Origin of the sequence: Mesorhizobium sp. M0001 (assembly GCF_040324255.1) — a bacterium.
Taxonomy (GTDB): Bacteria; Pseudomonadota; Alphaproteobacteria; order Rhizobiales; family Rhizobiaceae; genus Mesorhizobium.
Genome location: NZ_JAMYVS010000001.1, coordinates 772,277 through 794,398, shown reverse-complemented (window position 1 = coordinate 794,398; position 22,122 = coordinate 772,277). Strand labels below are relative to the sequence as shown.

The window sequence follows — 22,122 nt, the reverse complement described above, 5'->3', positions numbered from 1 at the left end:
GTCCTCCGAAGCCGTGGCGTAGGAGGACTGGCGGCGACGGCCTACACTTCAAACACTTGACCGGTAAACCACTCCGCCAATTTCGCCAGCTCCGGCCCCAGCACCCGGTCGGCGTCGACCGGCGGCACGATCTTCCTGATATCCGCGACAAAATCCTGCAATGCCGGCGGCGCGGCGCGTTCAGTCACGTACAGGGCCTGCGAGGCGATCATCGCCAGCATCGCCATTGCCGCATCGAGGCAGCGGCCGGCCGTCGCTTCCTTGGTCCAGGCGAAGAATGCGGTGGTGGCGACGTCGTCCTGGCCGGCGCCGGCCGATTCGGTGCCCGGAATGAAGGTGCGCTGCGCCGCGAGTTTGGCCTGTTCGAGATAGCCGGTGATCGCCATCGGCACATAGCCGACATTGCCGTGCCCGTCGCTGTCGGCCCAATGCCGCCCGGTCATCAACAGGTCGGGCAGCAGCGACACCTTGCCGTTCAGCAGCTTTGAGGCGTGGCGGTCGCAGAGCAGGCAGAGATCGGCCCAGATCGCCGCCAGATCGTCGAGCGCCGGCGTCGCCATGGCATTGTGATAGCCGCCGGTCGAGATGCAGCGCCCCAGCGGGTGCGCCGCGTCGGGCGGGATATAGACTGGATTGTCCGAGATCGAGGCAAGCGAGACGGTGGCCGCCTGCTCGGCGCCCGCCAGCGCCCGATGCGCATGGCCGAGCACGCGCGGCACAATGCGGTAGCTGACCGGCGCCTGATAGTTGCGCCGGCCGTCGCCGGCGCCAACCAGATATTGCCGCAACCCTTGCAAGGCGGCCGCTTCGTGCGCGTCACCCCAGAGCCCGTCGAGGGCCGCATCATAATGCTCGAGCGGCGCACGAAAGGCTTCGATCGACAGCGCAAACACCTTGTGCGCCATGGCGACGCGTCGGCGCGCGGCAAGTGCTGCGTCGGCCACGAGCGCCGCCGCGCAAGGTGAACCATTGATCAGCGAACCGCGCTCCTTCACCTCTAGCTCGAAACGCTGGGTAAGCGCGGCAAACAGCGGGTAGAGCGCCAGGATCTCGCCGGCGCCGCCCTGCCCCTGCGACGACACCACCGGCATCGGGCCGCCGTCGAGCATCGCCGCAACGGCTAGCGCGATGCGCGGCGTGGTGGCGGCATTGCCTTCGATGAAATTGGTCAGCCGTGCCAGCACGATCGCCCTGACCACGCGCTCGGGCAACGGCTCCCCGAAGGATGTGGCGGCGGCATACGCTTTGATGCGCGCATGGCGGTCGCGCTCGTCAAGTTCGAGCTTGCGGCTTGCCAGCTCGCCCATCGCGGTGGTGACGCCGTAGATGACCGGCGGCGGATCGGACTCAATGAGTTTCAGGAACGAGGCGCGGCATTCGGCAATGCGTTGCAAGGCCTTGTCGCCGATTTCGACCGTGTCGTTTCTCCAGGCGACGCGCAAAACGGCATCGAGATTGATATCTTCGCGCGTCGTCACCGTAATCGGCATTGTCTTCGCCCGTCTGGTTTGCATGAGGGCGAAGCGATCGATCGTTGCCGAAATCCATGCCCTGGGTGATGTCTTCTAGTAGAGCGGTTCCTCAAACAATGTCTTGTCGCCGTCCATCAGCGCCTTGATCTGTGCCTGGCCACTGGCGGCGAGCGCGACGCGCACGCCGAATGGCCGCACCCGCATGTCGTTCTGGATCGCCATGCCCTGGCCCTCAGGTAGGTAGAAGCGGTCGATGCCGTATTGCGGTGCGATCGTGGATTCAGGATCAAGCGTCCAGCCCGGCGCGACCTGGCCGACAATATCGGCTTCGTCGGCGGTCGCCGGCGTCGGAGCCCTGCCGAACCAGGCCGTGGTCGCATGCCAATAGCCGTCGGCGCCCGGCTTCAGCCGGACCACGATCGGCGTGTTCTCGCTCGCAAGCTGGCCGGCCGGGATGTTGGCGATCAGCTTCACCGGCAAGCGCGATATTTCATAGCCGAGGATAATATAGTCGCCGCGCAGCAGATCGCGCGGATCGACCGGCTCGACTTTCAGCAAGACCTCCTTGCCGTTGCGCAGGATCGCCGCGCGGCCGGCGATGATCCAGCTCAGGAAGCCGATCTGGACGAGCGCCAGGACCAGCGCCGAGATGACAAGTTTCTTTCCCGACATCATGCTGCCGCTCCTTCCGGGGCCTTCATGCGTTTTTCCACACGGATGATGACGAGAGCCAGGATGCCGAACAGCACTGCGGCAGCCAGGAAGAAGCCGGCCGTGCCGAGCATCGTCTGCAAGGTCACGACATAGATAATGGCGAGCTCGAAGGCAAAGCCGGCATAGGCAACCCAGCGCAGCCCCCTGCTCTCGCGCCCGCCCAGCATGATCGCCGCGGCAATGCCGGCCAGTGCGATGACCGACGCAATGGCAAAGCCGTTGCTGAAGGCGTTGTCATCGCCCAGTTCGATCTGCATCATCGCCAGCCCGGTGAGAAAGCCGATCAAGGCGTGCAAAGGCAACCGCCCGCCGAGCTGCAAGATCCGGTCGGCCGGCCCAGCGGCGAAGATCGAAACCGCAAACAGCAGCGCCGACACCACGACGAGAGGAATAGCCAGGGCGAGCGTGTTCTGGTCCAGGCCGCGCACCGCGATATAGAAAATGACCGAGAAAATGATCAGGTGGCGTGCCGGCTGGCTGCGCGTCCACAACGAGACGACAAAAAGCACCGGCGCCATGATAACGAAGAAATCCGGAAATACGGGGCGGTCATAAAAGTCGAACGCGCGCACGAACAGCCAGGCAACGGATATGCCGACGGCAGCGACCGTCAGCGGGTTCGAGCGCAACGCCACCGCGGCTAATGCCGTGCCGATGCCCCAAGTGACGATGGCCGAGGCTTCGTCACCCGTGAGATGGTACATCTGGCCGATCAGCGCGATCGATCCGCCGAAGGCCGCGGCGGCCACGATCCACAGCGCCTCGCCGATCGCCGCATGGTCGCGCATCTTCAACACCGCGCCGCCGACATAGCCGGCGAGAATGACGGCAAACAGCGCCGCGACCCGCACCAGCCGCGGGATCGCGTCCCAGTTGGCGGCGACGAAGAGCAGGATCGCGGCGCCGAACAGCAGCGCTGCCATCATGGCCAATATAGTGCCGAAGCTCAGCGACTTGCGCTCGTTTGCGTCGATGTCGCACTTAAGCGCATCGGCCGTCTTGGCGTCGATCAGGCCGGCCTGCAGCCACCGCCCGATATCGGCCCTCGCCCGTGACGAATAACTCGCCATGCCGCTTCTCCCCCAGCTTGGTCTTTCTGACAGCCGATCCGCCCAAATCGTTGACGCAACGTCATTTTCCGATTCGGGTTTCTTCATGACGAAGCCGTGAACGCGCGTTAATGTTGCATTGCACAATTTGCATTGCTGCCATGCGCCAACAGCACTTTTAAATCGATATTACCCAGCCTATTTACTGTTCGTACACAAACGGAATGATCCGAAGAAAGACGAAACGAGCACTACCATGAACCTGATCCGCAACTACCGCAACTGGCGCCGCTACCGGGACACCGTCTCCGAGCTGAGCCGCCTGTCGAACCGTGAACTGACCGACCTCGGCATCAGCCGCAGCGACATCCACTACGTCGCCCGCAAGGCGGTCTAATCCTCTTCGGATCGCAAATGATCCGAACCAGTTTTGAAAAAGAGAACGACAATGAACCTGATCCGCAACTATCGTAACTGGCGCGTTTACCGCGACACCGTTACCGAGCTGGGTCGCCTTTCGAACCGTCAGCTCCATGATCTCGGCATCGTCCGCGACGAGATCAAGATCATCGCCCGCAGGGCGACGATCTAACCAGAATTTCGCCAGGGTCGACCTCCTCCCCGACCCTGACGGATACGGTCAGCCTTCACCTCCTCCCGAGGGTTGACCACCAAAACGGCGCCCGCCGCACCTCCTCCCGCGGCGGGCGCTGTTTCCAAAGCGAACGCAGTTCGTCTCCAAAGTGAACGCAGTTCGTCTTCCAGGGATTTCGCCTCCCTCGATCCGGCGAAAAGAATTTCGTCAAAGCCGACCTCCTCCCCGGCGATGACGAATACGGCCGATCCCCACCTCCTCCCGAGGATCGGCCCCAAAAACGACACCCGCCGCACCTCCTCCCGCGGCGGGTGTTGTTGTTTTTGGGCAGGCTTTTCAATGCGCATGCAGTCGATCGAGGCGCTTTACGCCGCCATCAGAGCGTCGCCGCGGACATAAGAAAGTCGAGCTCCGTCGTTGCACGACAATGACCCACGCGTGCAGCCGGCCAATTGCAAACAGCGCGCCAAGCGATTATTCCGGCGCTCATGAGCAAAAATCCAATCCACATCGTCGGCGGCGGCCTTGCCGGCTCCGAAGCCGCCTGGCAGGCAGCACAAGCCGGTGTTCCCGTCATTTTGCATGAGATGCGCCCGGTTCGCTGCACCGATGCGCACAAGACCGATGGGCTGGCTGAACTCGTTTGTTCCAATTCCTTCCGCTCCGACGATGCCGAGAACAACGCGGTCGGCCTGCTGCATGCCGAAATGCGGCTGGCCGGCTCGCTGATCATGAGCGCCGGCGACGCCAACCAGGTGCCGGCCGGCGGCGCGCTGGCCGTCGATCGCGACGGCTTCTCCGACGCGGTGACGAAAAGGCTCGAAGCGCACCCGCTGATCACCATCGAGCGCGAGGAAGTGCCGGGCCTGCCGCCGGCGGAGTGGGACCAGGCGATCATCGCCACGGGACCGCTGACCGCGCCGTCGCTCGCCCTGTCGATTGCCGAGGCAACCGGCGCCGATGCGCTGGCCTTCTTCGACGCGATTGCCCCGATCATCCATTTCGACACGATCGACATGGACACCTGCTGGTTCCAGTCGCGCTATGACAAGGTTGGGCCCGGCGGCACCGGCAAGGACTACATCAATTGCCCGATGGACAAGGACCAGTATCTCGCCTTCGTACAGGCGCTGGTCGACGGCCAGAAGACCGAATTCAAGCAGTGGGAAGGCACGCCCTATTTCGACGGTTGCCTGCCGATCGAGATCATGGCCGAGCGCGGCTTCGAGACGCTGCGCTACGGGCCGATGAAGCCGATGGGGCTGACCAATGCCCACAATCCGACGGTAAAAGCCTATGCCGTGGTGCAGCTGCGCCAGGACAATGCGCTGGGCACGCTCTACAACATGGTCGGTTTCCAGACGAAGCTGAAGCATGCCGAGCAGGTGCGCGTGTTCCGCACCATTCCGGGTCTGGAAAACGCCGAGTTCGCCCGTCTCGGCGGCCTGCACCGCAACACCTACATCAACTCGCCGACCTTGCTCGACGCCTCGCTGCAGCTGCAGTCGCGGCCGGGCCTGCGCTTTGCCGGGCAGATCACCGGCTGCGAGGGCTATGTCGAGAGCGCGGCGATCGGCCTGCTCGCCGGCCGCTTCGCCGCCGCCGAGCGGCTCGGCCACGCGCCATCGCTGCCACCGCTCACCACCGCCTTCGGCGCGCTGCTCAACCACATCACCGGCGGCCACATCGTCTCCGACGACGAGCCGGGCAAACGCTCGTTCCAGCCGATGAACGTCAATTTCGGCCTTTTCCCGCCGGTGGAAGCACCGAAGACCGAAGGCAAACGCCTGCGCGGCAAGGACAAGACGGTGGCCAAGCGCCACGCGATCACCTCACGCGCGCGGGCAGATTGTCGGGAGTGGCTAGGGCTGCCGGCGCAAACAGCGGAAGCTGCTGAATAGCCAAGTCTCAGGGCCCTAACGCGATTGACGTTTACGTCAACTCGCTGGCCATCCCCGCGTTGCGCGCCTGAGCAACAGCCAATGCCGGCGCAGAGCCGAAAGCCGGGCTGCGCCGCCAAGCGGCGAGCGACGACCACTCGCCATCTTGCCGAGATAGGCGCTGGTCAGCGCCAGCGGCAGGAACGCCGGACGCAGCGTTTCCGGAAGTGCGGACGCCCCTTGCTCGAAAGCGCGGAGATGCTCCTGCGCCAATGCAATCATCGCAGCCACCGCGCGCTGAGCGCCGGGGCCGCCGTCGCCGCTTACGAACTCCTCCGGCGACGAGCCGGCCGCTGCAAGGATATCCGCCGGCACGAAGCATTGCCCGCGTCGGCGATGCAGCGGCAACAGCAGCAACAGGCCGGTCATCGCCTGGGCGCAGCCGGCCCTGCCCGCCAGTTCGGCAAAGCGCGGCGCCTGATTGGGATCGAGCACCATCGCCGCCAGCTGGATCAGCGCGGCCGCCGTCTCGCCGCAATAGCCCTCGAGATCGGTGCGCGACGGCATCGGATCGTCATAGAGGTCGAAGATGCGGGCCTCGAGCATGTTGTCGAAGGCAGTTTTGGGCAGGCCATGGGCAGAAATCGTCGCCTTCAGCGCATCGGCGAGCGGGTTGCCTGTGGCTGCGGCTTCAGCAGCGATGACATCGCGCCACCATTGCAGCCTCACTTCGCCCGGCAATGCCTCGTGGATGCGGTCTCGGACAGACGCGATCTCGGCATTGAAGGCGTAAAGCGAAAACAGCGCCGCGCGCTTGTCGGCCGGTGCATAGAGTGCGCTGACATAGCGGTCATGGTCGCCGGCGCGCACCGCCTCCATGACGATGTCAGCTGTATCGGTCACGTCAGTCGACGGCGATGAGCGCCGCGGCCACGGCGCGGTCTTCGGCAAGCAGCACATTGTAGGTCCGCACCGCTGCCCCCGTCGACATCGGGTCGGAGCCAATGCCAGCCGCCTTCAGCGCCGCCCGAAGTGCTGCCGGCAAGGGCCGCAAATCCTTGCCTGTGCCGACCAGCAGGATCTCGACCTTGTCGGCTTCGGCCAGCAGCAGGTCGAAATCCGCCGCCGTCAGGGCCAGCGGATCGGCCGGCTCCCAGCCATGGATGCCGGAGGGCAGGCACAGAAGCGAGCCGCGATGCGACATGTCGGCGAAGCGGAAGCCGCCGTTGCCGTAGGCTTCGATCGGCGCCCGTCCGGGGAAATGCGCCTCGCGGATGACGATGCCTTTTGCCACCAGCGCAGCCGTCAGGTCGCCATGGCCTTGCCGCCACCAACCGGCTTCTCCTCATCGGCGCTCGCTCCCTGCGGCCTGAGCCTGAACAGGATCAGCAAGGGCGCTGCGATGAAGATCGACGAATAGGTGCCGAAGACGACGCCGAACAGCATCGCCATGGTGAACGAGCGGATCACCTCGCCGCCGAACAACACCAGCGCCAGCAGCGCCAGGATGGTCGTCACCGAAGTGAGCGTCGTTCTCGACAGCGTCTCGTTGATGGCGTTGTTCAACAATTGCGGGAGCGGCATTCGTTTGTATTTTCGCAAATCTTCTCGAACACGGTCATAGACGACGATCGTGTCGTTGAGCGAATAGCCGATAATGGTCAGGATCGCCGCCAGCGAAGACTGGTTGAACTCGAGCCCGGTGATGACGAAGAAGCCCAGCGTCATCACCACATCGTGCACCGTCGCCACGATTGCGCCGACCGCGAACTGCCATTCGAAGCGGAACCAGACATAGACCAGGATGCCGATCAGCGCGATGATCATCGCAATCGTGCCTTGCTTGGCCAGTTCGCCCGAAACGGTGGGACCCACCACCTCGACGCGGCGGAAATCGTAATTGTCCTGCAGCTCGCCGCGCACCTTGTCGATGACGGTCTGCTCGGCGTTCTCACCGCCATCCTGGGTGCCAACGCGGATCAGCACGTCATTCGGCGCGCCGAATTGCTGGACCTGCACTTCACCGATATTGAGCTCCGACAGCCGGCTTCTGATATCGCCAATATCGGCGTCGCCTTGCTTGGACTGCACCTCGATGATCGAGCCGCCCTTGAAGTCGATGCCGTAGTTGATGTCGATGGTCAGGAATCCGATAACCGACGCGATCGACAGCAGGCTGGACAGTGCGAACGTCCAGCGGCGGATGCCCATGAACGGGATTTTCGTGCCGGCCGGAACGAAGGTCACCGGCGCACGCGGCAATTCCTTCGGACGCGCACGGCGCAGCCAGATCGACACCAGCAGACGGGTGAAGGTGAAGGCGGTGAACACCGTGGTCAAAATGCCGATGGCATAGGTGATGGCGAAGCCCTTGACCGGTCCGGTGCCGAGATAGAACAGCACGACCGTGGCAATCAGCGACGTCACGTTGGAATCCACGATGGTCGCCAACGCCTTGGTGAAGCCTGTGTCGATCGACTGGATGACCGAACGGCCGGCCCGTCGCTCCTCTCGGATACGCTCATAGATCAGCACGTTGGAATCGACCGCCATGCCGATGGTCAGCACGATACCGGCAATGCCGGGCAAGGTCAGTGTCGCGCCAAGCAGCGACAAGACCCCGACGATCATCGCCACGTGCACGGCGAGCGCAATGTTGGCGAGGAAGCCGAGAAGTCCGTAGGCGACGAACATGAAGGCGACGACGAGAATGGAGCCGATGATGCCGGCGACCTTGCCGGCATGGATCGAATCCTGGCCGAGGCCCGGGCCGACGGTGCGTTCTTCGATCACGGTCAGCTTTGCCGGCAGCGCGCCGGCGCGCAGCAGCACGGCGAGGTCGTTGGCGCTTTCGGCGGTGAAATTGCCTGAGATCTGGCCGCTGCCGCCGAGGATCGGTTCGCGGATCACCGGCGCCGAAATCACCTGATTGTCGAGGATGATGGCGAACGGCTTGCCGACATTCTGCTGCGTCGCCTGGCCGAATCGTGTCGCACCGCGCGAGTTGAAGACGAACGAAACCACCGGCTCGTTGTTTCGGGAATCATAGGTTGCCGTCGCCTTGGCAAGATCTTCACCGGACACGATGACGCGATTTTCCACCAGATACGGAACCGGCGGATCGTCCTGCGAATAAAGCACCGAGGAGCCTGCCGGCGGGCGGCCGTTCAGCGCATCCTGCACCGACATCGAGGTATCGACCATCTGGAAGGTCATCTTGGCGGTCTGGCCGATGATCTCCTTCAGCCTTTGCGGATCCTGCAGGCCCGGCACCTGGACGAGTACACGGTCGTCGCCCTGCCGCTGCACGATCGGCTCGGTGGTGCCGAGTTCGTTGACGCGACGCTCGACGACTTCGATCGACTGCGCCAATGCGGCCGAGGTGCGGTATTTGATGCCGGCGTCGGTGACGGTGAATTTGAGCAGCCCGGCTTCGGAATCATCCAGGGACATCTCCTGGATGGAGCCACCGGTGAACAGGCCGGCGGCGACCGGATCGGTCAGCGGCTTAAGCGCCGCCTTGGCGGCATCGATCTGGGTTGGATCGGTGATGCGCACTTGTACGGTCCTGCCGGTGCCGCCAAGGCCGGTATAGCCCACCTTGGCATCGCGCAGCAGCGTGCGGATCTCGTCGCGCGTCGTTTCCAGCTGCGCCTTGACCAGGTCGTTCTGGTCCATCTGCAAGAGGATGTGCGAACCGCCCTGCAGATCGAGACCAAGCGTCATCTGCCGCTTCGGCACCCAGTTGGGCAATTGCGCCAATGTGCTGGCCGGGAAGAGATTTGGCGCGGCAAGGATGAATGTGACGGCCACGGCGATCCAGATCAGGATCATCTTCAGGCGCGAAAAATACAGCATATGGCGTTGTCCGTCAGGGCGTACTGGCGGATCGTTCCGCCGACAATTCGGTTATTTCTTGGCGTTCTTATTTGCCACCGGCTCGCCCTTAACCCGCACTTCGCCGATTGTCGAGCGCGCTGAGGTCAATTTGGCGCTGCCGCCGGCAGCGGTTTCGGCGTCAATCGCCTCTGTCGGTTCCATTCTAATTCTGATCACCGCCGGGCGCTATCGTGCGCTACTCGACTATTTTCAATTGTGCAGGCATCGGTCCGGAACGCAAAAGCAAGGCCAGATCATCGGCGTTCTCCTTTGTAAGGTTGCCCGATATCTGGCCGCGGCCGTTAAGAATTGGCTCGCGGACGACTGGCACCGAAAGCACTTGGTTGTCGAGGATCATCGCAAATAGCTTGCCGACATTCTGCGAGGTCGCCTGCGCAACGCGTGCCGTTGCCCTGGAATCGAAGGTGAACGAAACCGCCGGCTCATTTGTGACGGAGTTGGGAGTCGCCTGAGCATTGACAATGTCGTCACTGGAAACGATCGTTCGGCTCTCAACCAGATAGGGAACCGGTGGATCGTCCTTCGAATAAACCACCACCGAGCCAGCGGGCGTCCGGCCATTGATCGCATCAGCGACCGGCATCGACTCATCAACCCACTGAAAAGTCAGCATTCCGGTTCGGGTGAGAATTCTCCTCAGCCTTTGCAAATCCGCAACGCCCGAGGTCCGGACCAGCATACCGTCTTCGCCCTCTGGCCGCACTACTGGGTCGGCTACACCAAGATCACGCAGGCGATTCTTAATGACCACGATCGACTGCGCAAGCGCGATCGACATCCGATACTTGATACCTGTGTCTGTTACCGTGAACTTGAGCAACGCTGCTCCGGTATCATCCAGGATCACTTCCTGGACCGGACCAGCGCTGCCAAGGACAGGATCAGTCACCGCCTCCAATGCCATCTTGGCCGCGCCGACCTGAGCGGCGTCGGTGATATGCACCTGAACGGCCCGACCCGACTTAGCAAGACCAGTATAGCCGATCCTTGCATCGCGCAGCAGCGTCCTGATTTCGTCACGCGTCGCCTCCAACCGGCGATCGATCACATCGGTCGCGTCCAATCGAAGCAGCACGTCCGCGCCGGCAGCGTGAAGACTGGGCGCGTCGACGAGCATTGTGGCCATAGCAAGCCAGATCAGGATCATTTTCAGGCGCGAAAAATGGACCATACGCCGTCTTTTGTCAGAGCTCTGCCCGCGGATCGCTCCGCTTGGGAAACTGGCTTACTTCTTGGCGTTCTGGTTGGCCACCGGCTCGCCCTTGACCCGAACATCGGCGATCGTCGAGCGCAGCGCCGTCACCTTGGTGCCGCCGCCAAGGTCGATCTCAAGCTCATTGTCGTCGATCACCTTGGTCACCTTGCCGACGAAGCCGCCGCCGGTGATGACCGTGTCGCCACGGCGCACGGCCGAGATCATCTCCTGGCGCTTCTTCAACTGGGCGCGCTGCGGCCGGATGATGAGGAAATACATGATCACGAAGATCAGAACGAACGGGAGTATCATGCCGATATCCCCGAACGGACCAAGCGGAGTTCCGGTAGCTTGGGCGTATGCCGGTGTGACGAACATCAAGAACTCCTGGTTACGAAGAAGGCCGTAGGGCGGCCTCGCCAAATTTGGCCGGAATATAGTGGGTAAAGTTACCAATGCAACTGCGCGGCCGGGCTTTCAGCTGCTTTTCCGGCCGGTTGACCCGTGTTAGAGCATGCTCCCGGAATACGGGCGTGGTTTTCGCAAAAGATCATGCCCAAACAAAAGCTTGGAACCAGTTTCTATCTCGCCCGGATCAAGACGATTTCGGCCCCTACGCACGTTCGTGCGGAAACATAAAAGACGAGACATGACCGACAGCACCATCGAGGCCCTGAACCAAAAGCTCGACCGCCTGATCGAGGCGGTCACCCGCCTCGCCCCGCCGCCGGTGCCGCAAACCGATCTTGCGGTTGCCGATTGCTTCGTCTGGCAGGCCGACCCCGGCTATCTCGAGCCGGTGCGCAAGGTCAACCGCGTCGACATCGGCCTGATCCGCGGCGTCGACCGCGTGCGCGACATTCTGGTCGAAAACACGGAACGCTTCGCCGCCGGCCATGCCGCCAACAATGTGTTGTTGTGGGGTGCGCGCGGCATGGGCAAATCCTCGCTGGTCAAGGCCGTGCATGCGCAGATCAACGCCCAGGCCAAATCCGACCTGCCGCTCAAGCTGATCGAGATCCATCGCGAGGATATCGACACGCTGCCCAGGCTGATGGGCCTGCTGAAGGCGGCGCCGTTTCGCTTCATCCTGTTTTGCGACGACCTCTCCTTCGACCATGACGACACCTCCTACAAGTCGCTGAAGGCAGCCCTTGAAGGCGGCGTCGAGGGCCGCCCGGCCAATGTCATCTTCTACGCCACGTCGAACCGCCGGCACCTGTTGCCGCGCGACATGATCGACAATGAGCGCTCGACCGCCATCAACCCGTCCGAGGCGGTCGAGGAAAAGGTTTCGCTGTCCGACCGTTTCGGCCTGTGGCTCGGCTTCCACAAATGTTCGCAGGACGAATATCTCGACATGGTCAACAGCTATGCCAGCCATCACGGGCTCACTATCGACCCGGAGCAGCTGCGCGCCGAGGCGCTGGAATGGGCAACGACGCGCGGCAGCCGCTCGGGCCGCGTCGCCTGGCAGTTCACCCAGGATCTGGCCGGCCGGCTCGGCAAGCCGCTGAACGACTGATTGATTTGCGTCAGGTCACTGAAAAAGCCCGCCCCTTGCGGAGCGGGCTGAGCCGGCGGGCCGGACTGGAGGTCAGACGGCCTGCAAAACGTTTATTGTTCTATTCGAGATAGCCAGAGGGGTCGACCGGGGCCGAGTTCTTGCGCACTTCGAAGTGCAGTTTCGGCGAGTCGGTGGTGCCGCTCATGCCCGACAACGCGATTTCCTGGCCGCGCTTGACCTTCTGGCCGCGCTGCACCTCGATAGAACTGGCGTGGCCATAGACGGTGACCAGCCCGTTTTCGTGGCGCACCAGCACCGTGTTGCCGAATTCCTTGAGGCCGTCGCCGGCATAGATGACCACGCCATTCTCGGCCGCCTTGACCGGCGTTCCCTCAGGCACGGCGATGTCGACACCGTCCTTGCCGCCACCAAAATTGGAGATGACGCGGCCACGCACCGGCCAACGCATCTTGCCGATGCCGGTGGCATCAGGCGCGACAGCATCGTCGTCCTCGGCCTGCTGGATGACCTTGGCATCCTTCTTCGGCGGCGTGTAGGTGGCGAGCGTCTCCGTCGGCTTTGCCGCAGGCTGGGTTGCGGCCGTCGTCACCGGATCAACTTTGGCCGGCTTGGCGCTTGCAACCGTTGCGGTGCCACCGGCGGGAACCTTCAGCGTCTGGCCGATCTTGAGCAGACCGTCCTGCATGCCGTTGGCCTGCTTCAGCGCCACGATGCCAACGCCGGTCTTCCTGGCGATGGAGGACAGGCTATCGCCCGACTGGACCGTGTAGGTGCCCGCGCCGGCTTTTGGCGCGGCCGAGGCAGTCTGCGCCGGCTTGTCGGTCTTCGGCTTGTTCGCTGCCGAAGCGTCAACCTGCGCGGCGGACTTGCCGTCCTTGAGTTTCGGCTGCTGCGGCAGTACGGCGATCTTCTCCGGCGCCGGCGCCTTGGGGCTGTTTGCCGGCTTGCCGTCGGCAACTTTCGGCTCGGTCCCCTTGCTCGAATAGGCATAGGCCGGGATGACCAGCTTCTGGCCGGTCTTCAGCCCCTTGGTGGCGCTCAAGCCGTTGACCTTCATGATGACGTCGGCCGGCACGTGATAGCGATGGGCGATGCCGGAAATGGTCTCGCCGTCCCTGACGACGATCTCCGTGGCGTGCGGCGTGCCGGCGGCAACTGGTTTCGGATCGGAGTCACCGGCATTCTTGAACGGCCTTGCCGGCTGCACGGTGCCGGTGGTCGTCCTGTCGACATGCGGTGCCGGCGCAAGTGCAGGCGCGGAAGCGGTGCGCATCGGAGCGGCTTTGGGCGCGCTTGGCGGCGGCAGCTGCTGGACGGTGACCGGCTCCAGGCTGGAGCGGCTGACCGACTGGTTATGGCTGCCATTGACAGGTGCTGCAGCGATCGGCTCGGGCGCCACATCGCCCGGATAGGGCTGCGCGGTGCTCTGCTTGTCGATGATGGCGCGCTGATTGTTGGTCGAGGAGGTGAAGACGTCGTCGACACCGTTGAACCGCGAGACCTGGGAGCTACACCCCGCTGCCATTCCGGCTAGCATGAGGACAGCGCAGCCCCGCGACAGAGTACGCCCGTTTGCCTTCATAACACTGAATTGCATCGCACTAACCCGCAGACCCGGTACACACTGGTCATGATTAAAGCGCGTTAATGTTACTGGCGGGTTAACCCCATAGAATCAGACGCGAATTTTCTTAAAACATTTTGTAAGGCGCCTTCACCAACGTCGTCATCCCTGGGCGAAGCAGGCGCGAAGCGCCGTCGCGGAGACCCTGGGATCCATTCCGTGACATTGGCCGAAGAATGCAGCAGAGCAGAATTCTGCGCCGTAGCTACGCCTTGATGGCGCGGCATGGATCCTCGGGTCTGCGCTGCGTCGCTACGCTCCTTGCTTCGCCCGTGGATGACGAAACGATCGGCTTCGGCTTACCTTCGAAGCGCGTGACAGGCAGAATTCAGATAACCGCCGCAACGCTGCGCAGGATCGGCTGCAGGCGCACGGTGCCGATATCCTCGCGCTCGAAGCGGCTGCCGACCTTGGTCAGCTTGGCCAGCACCTGCTCGCCCTCCTCCGGCCCGATCGGGGCAATGACGATGCCGCCGCTCGACAATTGGTCGAGCAGGAAGCGCGGCAGGCTGTCGAAAGCCGCCCAGGCTACGATGCGGTCGAACGGCGCTTCGTTGGCAAGGCCGGTGGAACCATCGGCCTGGCGCACGATGACATTGCCGATGCCGAGCGCCTCGAAGCGTTGCCTGGCCTGCTCGGCCAGCGTCTTGTAGCGGTCGACGCTGACGATCCGAGCCGCGAGCCGCGACATCACCGCTGCCGTGTAGCCCGAGCCGGTGCCGATCTCGAGCACCCGGTTGCCGGGCTCTATTGCCAGGGCCGCAATCACCGCCGCCTGCAGATCGGCGCCCTCGATCGCCTCGCCGCATTCGATCGGCAGCATGCCGTCCGACCAGGCGATGGAATGGAACTGGCCGTTGAGGAAGCCGCGCCGCGGCGTCGCCTCGAAGGCTGCGATCAGCGCCTTCGGCACCGCGCCTTGGCCGCGCAGGCGCAGCAGGAAAGCGGCAAAACCCTCGCGATCGTCGAGCGGCAAGTTCATGCCAGAACCTTCTTCATGCGAACACCTTATTCAGACAGCGCCTTGGTCAGTTGGTCACGGATTTCATGCGCGGTGAGGTCAAGCTGCAGCGGCGTCACAGACACGAGCCGGTTGCGCAGAGCATGGAGATCGGTGCCCTGCTTGCCCTCGACCGGCTCGCGGCCGAAGCGCAGCCAGTAATAAGGCAGGCCGCGCCCGTCGCGGCGCTCGTCGACCCACAGGCTGTGCACCAGCTTGCCTTGCGACGTCACGACGGTGCCGGCGACCTCGTCAGGCAGACAGTTGGGAAAGTTGACGTTGAGCAGCACACCGTCCGGCAGCGGCATGGCGACGAGCTTTTTCAGCAGCGCCGGCGCCAGCGCTTCGGTGGTCTCGTAGGGAACGACGCGGTCCTCGCCGACATAGGAATAACCCTGGCTGAGTGCGATCGAGCGGATGCCGAGCAGCGCGCCTTCCATGGCGCCGGCGACGGTACCGGAATAGGTCACGTCGTCGGCGATGTTGGCGCCGGAATTGACGCCCGACAGGATCAGGTCCGGCGCGCCTGGCAGGATCTTCTTGACGCCCATGATGACGCAGTCGGTCGGCGTGCCGCGCACGGCGTAGTGTTTCTCGCCGATCTTGCGCAACCGGAGCGGCTCCGAGATCGACAGCGAATGCGCGTAGCCGGACTGGTCCTGCTCCGGCGCCACCACCCAGACATCGTCCGACAGCGTGCGGGCGATGCGTTCGAGCGACGCGAGGCCCTCCGCATGGATGCCGTCATCATTGGTCAGAAGAATGCGCATTATTTCGATTCGATCTTCGCCAGACCGCCCATATAAGGCCGCAGCACTTCAGGAATGGTTACGCTGCCATCCTCATTCTGGTAGTTTTCGATGACGGCAATCAGCGCACGGCCGACAGCGGTGCCCGAACCGTTCAGCGTGTGCACAAAGCGGTTGCCCTTGCCGTCCCTGTCCTTGTAGCGGGCATCCATGCGCCTGGCCTGGAAGTCGCCGCACACTGAACAGGACGAGATCTCGCGATAGGCGTTCTGTCCCGGCAGCCAGACCTCGATGTCGTAGGTCTTGCGCGCGCCAAATCCCATGTCGCCCGTGCACAGGACCATGGTGCGGAACGGCAATTCCAGTCGCTTCAGCACCTCTTCGGCGCACTGCGTCATCCGCTCGTGCTCGGCGAGCGAAGACTCCTGGTCGGTGACCGAGACCAGCTCGACCTTGTAGAACTGGTGCTGGCGCAACATACCGCGCGTGTCGCGGCCGGCGGAGCCCGCTTCCGAGCGGAAGCACGGCGTCAGCGCCGTATAGCGCAGCGGCAGCTTTTCATGGGCCGTGATTTCTTCGCGCACCAGGTTGGTGAGCGGGACCTCGGCGGTTGGAATCAACCCGAGCCGGCCATCGCCATGCTGCACGAAGAACAGGTCGTCCTCGAATTTCGGCAGCTGGTTGGTCCCGAAAAGCACTTCGTCGCGCACCATCAGTGGCGGGATGACTTCTTCATAGCCATGCTCGGTCGTGTGCAGATCGAGCATGAACTGGCCGATGGCGCGCTCCATCCGCGCCAGCCCGCTCTTCAGCACGGTGAAGCGTGATCCCGACAGCTTTGCCGCCCGCTCGAAATCCATCATGCCGAGCGCTTCGCCGATCTCGAAATGCTCCTTCACCCAGTTCGGCCGAGTCGGCACCTCGCCGACGATATGCTTGACGACATTGTCGTGCTCGTCCTTGCCGACCGGCACGTCGTCGAGCGGCACATTCGGCAGCACCGCCAGCGCATCGTTCAGCGCCTTGTCGAGCTCGCGCTCGCGCGCCTCGCCATTCTGGATGAAGGTCTTGATATCGCCGACTTCGGCCTTGAGCTTTTCGGCAAGTGCCGTGTCGCCCGAACGCATGGCGTTGCCGATCTCCTTCGAGGCGGCGTTGCGGCGTTCCTGCTTGGTCTGCAGCTCGGTGACGTGCTCGCGCCGCGCTTCGTCCTTCTTGATCAGCTCATCGACCGTGGACTGCGCCTCGTCAGCCGACCACGAGCGCTTGGCCAGCGCCTCGACAAGGGCCTTCGGGTTGTCGCGAATCCATTTGATATCAAGCATGGTTGGTTCGTCCTCAGAATAAGGCTGAGGGGGTAAACCGCATCCTTCATCGATGCAAGATGAGGGTCAGCGGCTGTCGCGTTTTTCCGCTAACGCGGATACCCGAACGCGACAGCCTATGAACGAGCCTGCTTTGAGGACGCGTCCGCCGCCTTTTCGGCCACGGCTTCGGCGGCTTCCTGCTTCTCGCGCGCCAGCTTCTGCTTGACCTGATCGCGCTCGATCAGCCGGGCCGCCCAGATCGACACCTCGTAGAGCAGGATGGTCGGGATGGCCAAACCGATCTGGCTCATCGGATCAGGCGGCGTCAGCACCGCCGCGACGACGAAGGCGATGACGATCGCCCATTTGCGCTTCTCGGCCAGCGCCTTCGACGACAGCATGCCGACGCGCGTCATCAGGCTGGTCACCACCGGCAGCTGGAACACCAGGCCGAAGGAGAAGATCAGCGTCATGATCAGGCTGAGATATTCCGACACTTTCGGCAGCAGCGAAATCTGCACCTGGTCGTCGGTGCCGGCCTGCTGCATGGCGAGGAAGAACCACATCACCATCGGCGTGAAGAAGAAATAGACCAGCGACGCTCCCATCAGGAACAGGATCGGCGATGCGATAAGGAACGGCAGGAACGCGTTGCGTTCGTTCTTGTAGAGGCCTGGCGCGATGAATTTGTAGATCTGCGTGGCGATCAGCGGAAAGGCGATGACCATGCCGCCGAACATGGCGAGCTTGACCTGGGTGAAGAAGAATTCCTGCGGCGCCGTATAGATCAGCTCGACCTTGTGCGGATCGAGCCCGGCCCACTGCGTGGCCCACTTGAACGGAACGACCAAAAGATTGAACAGCTTCTTGGCAAAGAAGAAGCAGACGAGGAAGGCGACGAAGAAACCGCCGATCGACCAGATCAGCCGCCGGCGCAGTTCGATCAGATGCTCCATCAGCGGAGCCGACGACTTCTCGATCTCGTCCTTTTCGCTGTCCGTAATGCTCACTTGGCGGCCCCCGCCGTCTTCTTGGACGCGGGCTTCGTGGCCGGCGCAGGCTTCGGCTCAGCCTTTGCGACTGCCTTCGGTGCCGCAGCGGGCTTGGTGGCGGCTTTTCCGGGTGCAGCCTTGGCGGGCGCCGCTGACGGCTTGGCCGCAACCTTCGCCGCAGGCGCCGGCTTTGCCGGTGCTGCCTTGGCTGCCGTTGTTTTGGTTGCCGGGGCCTTTGATATCGCAGCCCCCTTGGCGCGCGCGTTTCGTGGCGCTGCTGTTGCTGCAGCCGGTGTCACCACGGCCTCGTCGGTCATCGCCGGAAGGATCGGCGCCGCCGGCGCTGTTTCCGGTCCGTTGAGACCCGGCATCACCGTCGCGCCGTTCTTGAGCGGCTCGGCCGCCTGTGGTGTTTCTGCCGCGGGCGTTGCGGGATCGACGGCGGGCTTCGGCTTCATCACCGCATCGACGCCGGAGCGAACCTCTGCTGCCGCCTGTTCGAACGGATTGAGCTGCTTGCGGATCTCGGCCGCCGGATTGAGGCCGCGCAGCGTATCGACCGACTTCTTGACGTCGTCGAGCTCGGCTTCCTTCAGCGCCTCGTTGAACTGCTTCTGGAAGTCGGAGGCCATGGCACGCAGCTTCGCCGTCGTGCGGCCGAAGGTGCGCAGCATATTGGGCAAATCCTTGGGTCCGACGACCACGATCATGACGATCGCGATCACCAGCATTTCGGTCCAGCCGACTTCAAACATGGCAATCAGTTCCGACTAGTGCTTGTCGCCCAAGAGTGCGAAGCGGCTTTTGGACACGACTTGCTCAAAAGCAACAACCTCGGGCTCAGCTCTTGCTGGCCTTTTCCTTCACTGCCGAAACGGTCTCGTCCGGGCGGTGCTCGACGGTGCGCTTGTCTTCGGCGGTATCGTCGTCGGCCATGCCCTTCTTGAAGCTCTTGATGCCCTTCGCCATGTCGCCCATCAGCTCGGGTATCTTGCCGCGGCCGAACACCAGCAGCACGATCACCAGCACGATCATCCAGTGCCAAATCGAAAATGAACCCATTGTAACTCTCTCTCGAATGTTTTCCCTGGCGATGATCTATGCGTTTTCGCGTTGGGATTCAAACACAACAGCGACAAAGTTTATGAAGGCGCGGCTTATGTCACGCATTTTCGGCAAAGCTGCCCGCTACCAATCGGCGCATCTACCGCAGCAATGCAGCTTTTTGACAGCGGCTTGCGGTCAATCTTCCGTGACGCGCGGCGTCAGCAGGCCGAGTTCCTCGAGATCGATGTCGGTCAACGCATCCTCGTCCTCGGTCAGCGCGTCCGGATCGGCCGGCGGCAACGGGATGGCGAAATTCGACGGCATGCGGCCGGAGAGCAGCCCTGCCCCCTTCAGTTCGTCCATCCCGGGAAGATCGCGGATCTCCTCCAGTGCGAAATGGTCGAGGAAAGTGTCTGTCGTGCCGTAGGTGACGGGACGGCCGGGCGTGCGGCGGCGGCCGCGCATGCGCACCCATTCCGTTTCGAGCAGCGTATCCAGCGTGCCCTTCGAGGTCTCGACGCCTCTGATGTCCTCGATCTCGGCGCGCGTCACCGGCTGGTGGTAGGCGATGATCGCCAGCACTTCGAGCGCGGCGCGCGACAGCTTGCGCTGCTGCACCGTGTCGCGGCTCATCAGGAAGGCGAGATCGCCGGCGGTACGGAAAGCCCAGGCATCGCCGACCCGAACCAGATTGACGCCGCGCCGCGCATAGATCTGCTGCAGCTCAGCCATGGCAGCGGCAATGCTGATGCCATCGGGCAATCTGGCTGCGAGCTGCTTTTCGCTGACCGGCTCGGCGCTGGCGAACACGATCGCCTCGGCCATGCGTATGGCTTCGGCCATATGCAGCCGTTCGCCAGGATTCAGAAGCAGGGTATCAGTCGGGTCCTGGGCGATAATGCCCTCCTCGGTCTCTTCTTCGACCTTGAACGGAATGACCGAAGCGTTGGCGCGTTCGCTCATGATGCCACCTCGACTGCCTTGATTGGCTGCGCGCGGCCGCGCAGATAGAGCGGCGCGAACACCTGGTCCTGCCGCATCTCGATGCTGCCTTCGCGCACCAGTTCCAGCGACGCCGCGAACGAGCTGGCAATCGCGGTACGCCGTTCGTCCGGGCTGGTCAGGTAATTGATCAGATAGCTGTCCAGCGCCGTCCAGTCGCGCAGCGAGCCGATGAGCCGGGTCAGGATATCGCGCGCATCCTTGAGCGACCACACGCCACGCCGGGCAATCGTCACATTGGTGATCGCCTGTTTCTGGCGCTGCTGCGCATAGGCGGTGAGCAAATCGTAGAGCGAGGCCGAATAGGCGTTACGCTTCTCGACGATGACCATTTCAGGCATGCCGCGTGCAAACACGTCGCGGCCGAGCCGGTTGCGGTTGACCAGCCTTGCCGAGGCGTCGCGCATGGCCTCCAGACGCTTCAGCCGGAACTGCAGCACCGCGGCCAGTTCCTCGCCGCTTTCGCCTTCTTCGCCGGGCTGCTTGGGGATGAGGAGCTTCGACTTCAGGAAGGCCAGCCACGCCGCCATCACCAGGTAGTCGGCGGCAAGCTCAAGCCTCAGCGCCCTCGCCGTCTCGACGAAGGTCAGATATTGCTCGACCAGCGCCAAGATGGAAATCCGCGACAGATCGACCTTTTGGTTGCGGGCGAGATGCAGCAAGAGGTCGAGCGGACCTTCGAACCCGGCGACGTCGACGACAAGCGACGGGTCGCCGGTCAGCCGGGAATCGTCGTTCTCGGCCCACAGACGATCCATCGGTGCGGCCTTCGCAGCCTTGCTGTCCAATGTCTCCGCCACTTGTTCCTTTACCTCTGGTTAGAGCATGATGCCGAAAAGTGTGAAGCGGTTTTCGGACGACATCATGCTCTCTCTGTCTAATTTAGAGACGGATTCAGATTTCAGGTCGAACAGACCTGAAATCATCCGTCTCTAGGCCACCGCATCGAAATAGGTGGCAAACTCGGCGCGTATCTCGGTTTCGTCGGCCCGGTCGCGATCCCTTATATAGGTCAGCGCCCGCTTGGCGCGCTCCAGCGACGTCCCTTCAAGTCCCGTGGTTCGCGATGCGATGCCCGCCATCTCCTCGAAATCGCCATTGCAGTGAAGGACCAGATCGCAGCCCGCCGCAAGGATCGAGGCCGCCTTTGTCGGGAAATCCCCAGAAAGTGCCTTCATCGAGGTGTCATCGCTCATCAACAGCCCGTCGAAGCCGATCTCGCGGCGGATGATCTCGTCGATGACCTTGCCTGAGGTGGTCGCTGGGTTGTTCGGATCGATGGCGCTGTAGACGACATGCGCCGTCATCGCCATCGGCAGATGGCTAAGCTCGCGGAAAGGGGCGAAATCATGCCGCTGCAGGTCGCTCAGGGAGGCATCGACCACAGGCAGTTCGAAGTGCGTGTCGGCAAAGGCGCGTCCATGGCCCGGAATGTGCTTCATGACCGGCAGCACGCCGCCCGACATCAGCCCTTCCGCCGCCGCGCGGCCGAGTTCGATGACCGGGCGCGGCTCCTTGCCATAGGCGCGCGCGCCGATGACGTCGCTGGCGCCCTCGATCGGCACGTCCAGCACCGGCAGGCAATCGGCAGAGATACCGTAGCGCAACAGGTCGAAGGCGTGCAGCCGCGCCATCAGCCAGGCAGCCCTGGTGCCGGCATCATGGTCCTTGCGCCACAATTCGCCGAGCGCGCCGCCGGCGGGATAGTTCGGCGCCAGCGGCGGCCGCAGCCGCTGCACCCTTCCGCCTTCCTGGTCGATGAACACCAGCGCATCGGGTCGCCCGATACAGTCGCGCATTTCGGCGACCAGATCGCGGATCTGCTCGGTCTCGCCGATGTTGCGCGCAAACAGGATGAAGCCCCACGGGCATTCATTGCGATAGAAACGGATTTCTTCGCGGGTCAGCGATTTCCCGGCACAGCCGAGGATCATGGATTTTGATTCGGTCATTCCACCAGTTTAGGGCTTCGCGCCTCCAAAGGGAATCACCCCGGACGGCAAGCGCCTGGACCTTTCGCCCATCCACATGAAAAAGGCCGGCGCGATCCAGGATCGCGCCGGCCTTG

At 63.1% G+C, this 22,122-nt stretch carries 22 protein-coding genes; 4 read left to right on the top strand and 18 right to left on the bottom strand.

The genetic code is table 11. The features are described 5' to 3' along the window. Nucleotides 1-41: 41 nt before the first annotated feature. The 3 genes from NKK50_RS03740 to NKK50_RS03730 form a co-directional block, all read right to left on the bottom strand. Nucleotides 42-1,490 (bottom strand): aromatic amino acid lyase, encoded by a 1,449-nt coding sequence (locus NKK50_RS03740; RefSeq protein ID WP_352543110.1) that lies wholly within the window; start codon nt 1,488-1,490, stop codon nt 42-44. Nucleotides 1,491-1,565: 75 nt separating this feature from the next. Beyond that, complete coding sequence (locus NKK50_RS03735; RefSeq protein WP_352543109.1) at nt 1,566-2,147, bottom strand: GDYXXLXY domain-containing protein; 582 nt, start codon at nt 2,145-2,147, stop codon at nt 1,566-1,568. Continuing rightward, nucleotides 2,144-3,256, bottom strand: a complete 1,113-nt coding sequence (locus NKK50_RS03730) for a DUF2157 domain-containing protein (RefSeq protein ID WP_352543108.1) — start codon at nt 3,254-3,256, stop codon at nt 2,144-2,146. The genes NKK50_RS03735 and NKK50_RS03730 overlap by 4 nt, the downstream gene beginning before the upstream one ends. A 235-nt stretch (nt 3,257-3,491) precedes the next feature. On the opposite strand from NKK50_RS03730, the gene NKK50_RS03725 reads away from it, so the two are divergent. The 3 genes from NKK50_RS03725 to trmFO all read left to right on the top strand — a co-directional run bounded on the left by NKK50_RS03725 (nt 3,492) and on the right by trmFO (nt 5,731). Beyond that, entirely contained in the window at nt 3,492-3,632 is a 141-nt protein-coding gene (locus tag NKK50_RS03725; protein WP_006335194.1) for a DUF1127 domain-containing protein, read from the top strand. A 51-nt stretch (nt 3,633-3,683) separates the two neighbouring features. Then, a complete protein-coding gene (locus NKK50_RS03720) occupies nt 3,684-3,827 on the top strand; it encodes a DUF1127 domain-containing protein (RefSeq protein ID WP_023667673.1) in 144 nt (47 codons plus the stop codon). Between the two features lie 491 nt (nt 3,828-4,318). Further along, nucleotides 4,319-5,731 carry a methylenetetrahydrofolate--tRNA-(uracil(54)-C(5))-methyltransferase (FADH(2)-oxidizing) TrmFO gene (gene trmFO, locus NKK50_RS03715; protein ID WP_352543107.1) on the top strand — a complete coding sequence of 471 codons (1,413 nt, stop codon included), beginning with the start codon at nt 4,319-4,321 and terminating at the stop codon, nt 5,729-5,731. A 36-nt stretch (nt 5,732-5,767) separates the two neighbouring features. On the opposite strand, the gene NKK50_RS03710 is transcribed toward trmFO, so the two are convergent. The 5 genes from NKK50_RS03710 to yajC all read right to left on the bottom strand — a co-directional run bounded on the left by NKK50_RS03710 (nt 5,768) and on the right by yajC (nt 11,183). Then, nucleotides 5,768-6,589, bottom strand: a complete 822-nt coding sequence (locus NKK50_RS03710; RefSeq protein WP_502896502.1) for a phytoene/squalene synthase family protein — start codon at nt 6,587-6,589, stop codon at nt 5,768-5,770. Nucleotides 6,590-6,614: 25 nt separating this feature from the next. Further along, the gene (locus NKK50_RS03705; protein WP_023667676.1) at nt 6,615-7,004 is read right to left on the bottom strand and encodes an Mth938-like domain-containing protein; all 390 of its coding nucleotides are present in this window, start codon (nt 7,002-7,004) and stop codon (nt 6,615-6,617) included. A gap of 11 nt (nt 7,005-7,015) precedes the next feature. Continuing rightward, the gene (gene secDF / locus NKK50_RS03700) at nt 7,016-9,568 is read right to left on the bottom strand and encodes a protein translocase subunit SecDF (RefSeq protein WP_023667677.1); all 2,553 of its coding nucleotides are present in this window, start codon (nt 9,566-9,568) and stop codon (nt 7,016-7,018) included. A 217-nt stretch (nt 9,569-9,785) separates the two neighbouring features. Next, the gene (locus tag NKK50_RS03695; RefSeq protein ID WP_023688225.1) at nt 9,786-10,781 is read right to left on the bottom strand and encodes a SecDF P1 head subdomain-containing protein; all 996 of its coding nucleotides are present in this window, start codon (nt 10,779-10,781) and stop codon (nt 9,786-9,788) included. Between the two features lie 54 nt (nt 10,782-10,835). Then, nucleotides 10,836-11,183: a preprotein translocase subunit YajC gene (gene yajC, locus NKK50_RS03690; RefSeq protein ID WP_023667680.1), complete on the bottom strand. Its 348-nt coding sequence runs from the start codon at nt 11,181-11,183 to the stop codon at nt 10,836-10,838. 271 nt (nt 11,184-11,454) lie between these two features. On the opposite strand from yajC, the gene NKK50_RS03685 reads away from it, so the two are divergent. Beyond that, a complete protein-coding gene (locus NKK50_RS03685) occupies nt 11,455-12,330 on the top strand; it encodes an ATP-binding protein (protein WP_023688224.1) in 876 nt (291 codons plus the stop codon). A 100-nt stretch (nt 12,331-12,430) separates the two neighbouring features. Here NKK50_RS03685 and NKK50_RS03680 read toward each other — a convergent pair whose 3' ends face one another. From NKK50_RS03680 to nagZ, 10 genes are all read right to left on the bottom strand, one after another. Then, nucleotides 12,431-13,930: a peptidoglycan DD-metalloendopeptidase family protein gene (locus NKK50_RS03680; protein WP_352499615.1), complete on the bottom strand. Its 1,500-nt coding sequence runs from the start codon at nt 13,928-13,930 to the stop codon at nt 12,431-12,433. 355 nt (nt 13,931-14,285) lie between these two features. Then, complete coding sequence (locus NKK50_RS03675; protein WP_023681647.1) at nt 14,286-14,939, bottom strand: protein-L-isoaspartate(D-aspartate) O-methyltransferase; 654 nt, start codon at nt 14,937-14,939, stop codon at nt 14,286-14,288. A gap of 26 nt (nt 14,940-14,965) precedes the next feature. After that, nucleotides 14,966-15,727 (bottom strand): 5'/3'-nucleotidase SurE, encoded by a 762-nt coding sequence (gene surE / locus NKK50_RS03670; RefSeq protein ID WP_023710683.1) that lies wholly within the window; start codon nt 15,725-15,727, stop codon nt 14,966-14,968. After that, the gene (gene serS / locus NKK50_RS03665; protein ID WP_023825717.1) at nt 15,727-17,031 is read right to left on the bottom strand and encodes a serine--tRNA ligase; all 1,305 of its coding nucleotides are present in this window, start codon (nt 17,029-17,031) and stop codon (nt 15,727-15,729) included. Before serS ends, surE begins: the two co-directional genes overlap by 1 nt. 116 nt (nt 17,032-17,147) lie before the next feature. Beyond that, nucleotides 17,148-18,023: a twin-arginine translocase subunit TatC gene (gene tatC, locus NKK50_RS03660; protein ID WP_023667686.1), complete on the bottom strand. Its 876-nt coding sequence runs from the start codon at nt 18,021-18,023 to the stop codon at nt 17,148-17,150. Next, a complete protein-coding gene (gene tatB, locus NKK50_RS03655) occupies nt 18,020-18,760 on the bottom strand; it encodes a Sec-independent protein translocase protein TatB (RefSeq protein ID WP_023825718.1) in 741 nt (246 codons plus the stop codon). The genes tatC and tatB overlap by 4 nt, the downstream gene beginning before the upstream one ends. Before the next feature lie 85 nt (nt 18,761-18,845). Continuing rightward, on the bottom strand, nt 18,846-19,067 hold the full coding sequence (locus NKK50_RS03650; protein WP_023681650.1) for a twin-arginine translocase TatA/TatE family subunit: 222 nt from the start codon (nt 19,065-19,067) through the stop codon (nt 18,846-18,848). A gap of 180 nt (nt 19,068-19,247) precedes the next feature. Then, nucleotides 19,248-20,015 carry an SMC-Scp complex subunit ScpB gene (gene scpB / locus NKK50_RS03645; protein WP_023667689.1) on the bottom strand — a complete coding sequence of 256 codons (768 nt, stop codon included), beginning with the start codon at nt 20,013-20,015 and terminating at the stop codon, nt 19,248-19,250. Then, on the bottom strand, nt 20,012-20,812 hold the full coding sequence (locus tag NKK50_RS03640) for a segregation and condensation protein A (protein ID WP_352499670.1): 801 nt from the start codon (nt 20,810-20,812) through the stop codon (nt 20,012-20,014). Before NKK50_RS03640 ends, scpB begins: the two co-directional genes overlap by 4 nt. A 174-nt stretch (nt 20,813-20,986) precedes the next feature. Further along, on the bottom strand, nt 20,987-22,006 hold the full coding sequence (gene nagZ, locus NKK50_RS03635) for a beta-N-acetylhexosaminidase (protein WP_352499614.1): 1,020 nt from the start codon (nt 22,004-22,006) through the stop codon (nt 20,987-20,989). Between the last annotated feature and the right edge of the window lie 116 nt (nt 22,007-22,122).

Bases quoted from the DNA above. Each gene is read 5' to 3' on its own strand.
- NKK50_RS03720 (WP_023667673.1), top strand. From the start codon at position 3,684: ATGAACCTGATCCGCAACTATCGTAACTGGCGCGTTTACCGCGACACC.
- NKK50_RS03680 (WP_352499615.1), bottom strand. From the start codon at position 13,930: ATGCAATTCAGTGTTATGAAGGCAAACGGGCGTACTCTGTCGCGGGGC.
- NKK50_RS03640 (WP_352499670.1), bottom strand. From the start codon at position 20,812: ATGGATCGTCTGTGGGCCGAGAACGACGATTCCCGGCTGACCGGCGAC.
- NKK50_RS03650 (WP_023681650.1), bottom strand. From the start codon at position 19,067: ATGGGTTCATTTTCGATTTGGCACTGGATGATCGTGCTGGTGATCGTG.
- trmFO (WP_352543107.1), top strand. From the start codon at position 4,319: ATGAGCAAAAATCCAATCCACATCGTCGGCGGCGGCCTTGCCGGCTCC.
- nagZ (WP_352499614.1), bottom strand. From the start codon at position 22,006: ATGACCGAATCAAAATCCATGATCCTCGGCTGTGCCGGGAAATCGCTG.
- tatB (WP_023825718.1), bottom strand. From the start codon at position 18,760: ATGTTTGAAGTCGGCTGGACCGAAATGCTGGTGATCGCGATCGTCATG.
- NKK50_RS03710 (WP_502896502.1), bottom strand. From the start codon at position 6,589: ATGGAGGCGGTGCGCGCCGGCGACCATGACCGCTATGTCAGCGCACTC.
- secDF (WP_023667677.1), bottom strand. From the start codon at position 9,568: ATGCTGTATTTTTCGCGCCTGAAGATGATCCTGATCTGGATCGCCGTG.
- NKK50_RS03725 (WP_006335194.1), top strand. From the start codon at position 3,492: ATGAACCTGATCCGCAACTACCGCAACTGGCGCCGCTACCGGGACACC.
- NKK50_RS03695 (WP_023688225.1), bottom strand. From the start codon at position 10,781: ATGGTCCATTTTTCGCGCCTGAAAATGATCCTGATCTGGCTTGCTATG.
- serS (WP_023825717.1), bottom strand. From the start codon at position 17,031: ATGCTTGATATCAAATGGATTCGCGACAACCCGAAGGCCCTTGTCGAG.
- NKK50_RS03730 (WP_352543108.1), bottom strand. From the start codon at position 3,256: ATGGCGAGTTATTCGTCACGGGCGAGGGCCGATATCGGGCGGTGGCTG.
- scpB (WP_023667689.1), bottom strand. From the start codon at position 20,015: ATGAGCGAACGCGCCAACGCTTCGGTCATTCCGTTCAAGGTCGAAGAA.
- yajC (WP_023667680.1), bottom strand. From the start codon at position 11,183: ATGTTCGTCACACCGGCATACGCCCAAGCTACCGGAACTCCGCTTGGT.
- NKK50_RS03685 (WP_023688224.1), top strand. From the start codon at position 11,455: ATGACCGACAGCACCATCGAGGCCCTGAACCAAAAGCTCGACCGCCTG.
- NKK50_RS03675 (WP_023681647.1), bottom strand. From the start codon at position 14,939: ATGAACTTGCCGCTCGACGATCGCGAGGGTTTTGCCGCTTTCCTGCTG.
- NKK50_RS03740 (WP_352543110.1), bottom strand. From the start codon at position 1,490: ATGCCGATTACGGTGACGACGCGCGAAGATATCAATCTCGATGCCGTT.
- surE (WP_023710683.1), bottom strand. From the start codon at position 15,727: ATGCGCATTCTTCTGACCAATGATGACGGCATCCATGCGGAGGGCCTC.
- NKK50_RS03735 (WP_352543109.1), bottom strand. From the start codon at position 2,147: ATGATGTCGGGAAAGAAACTTGTCATCTCGGCGCTGGTCCTGGCGCTC.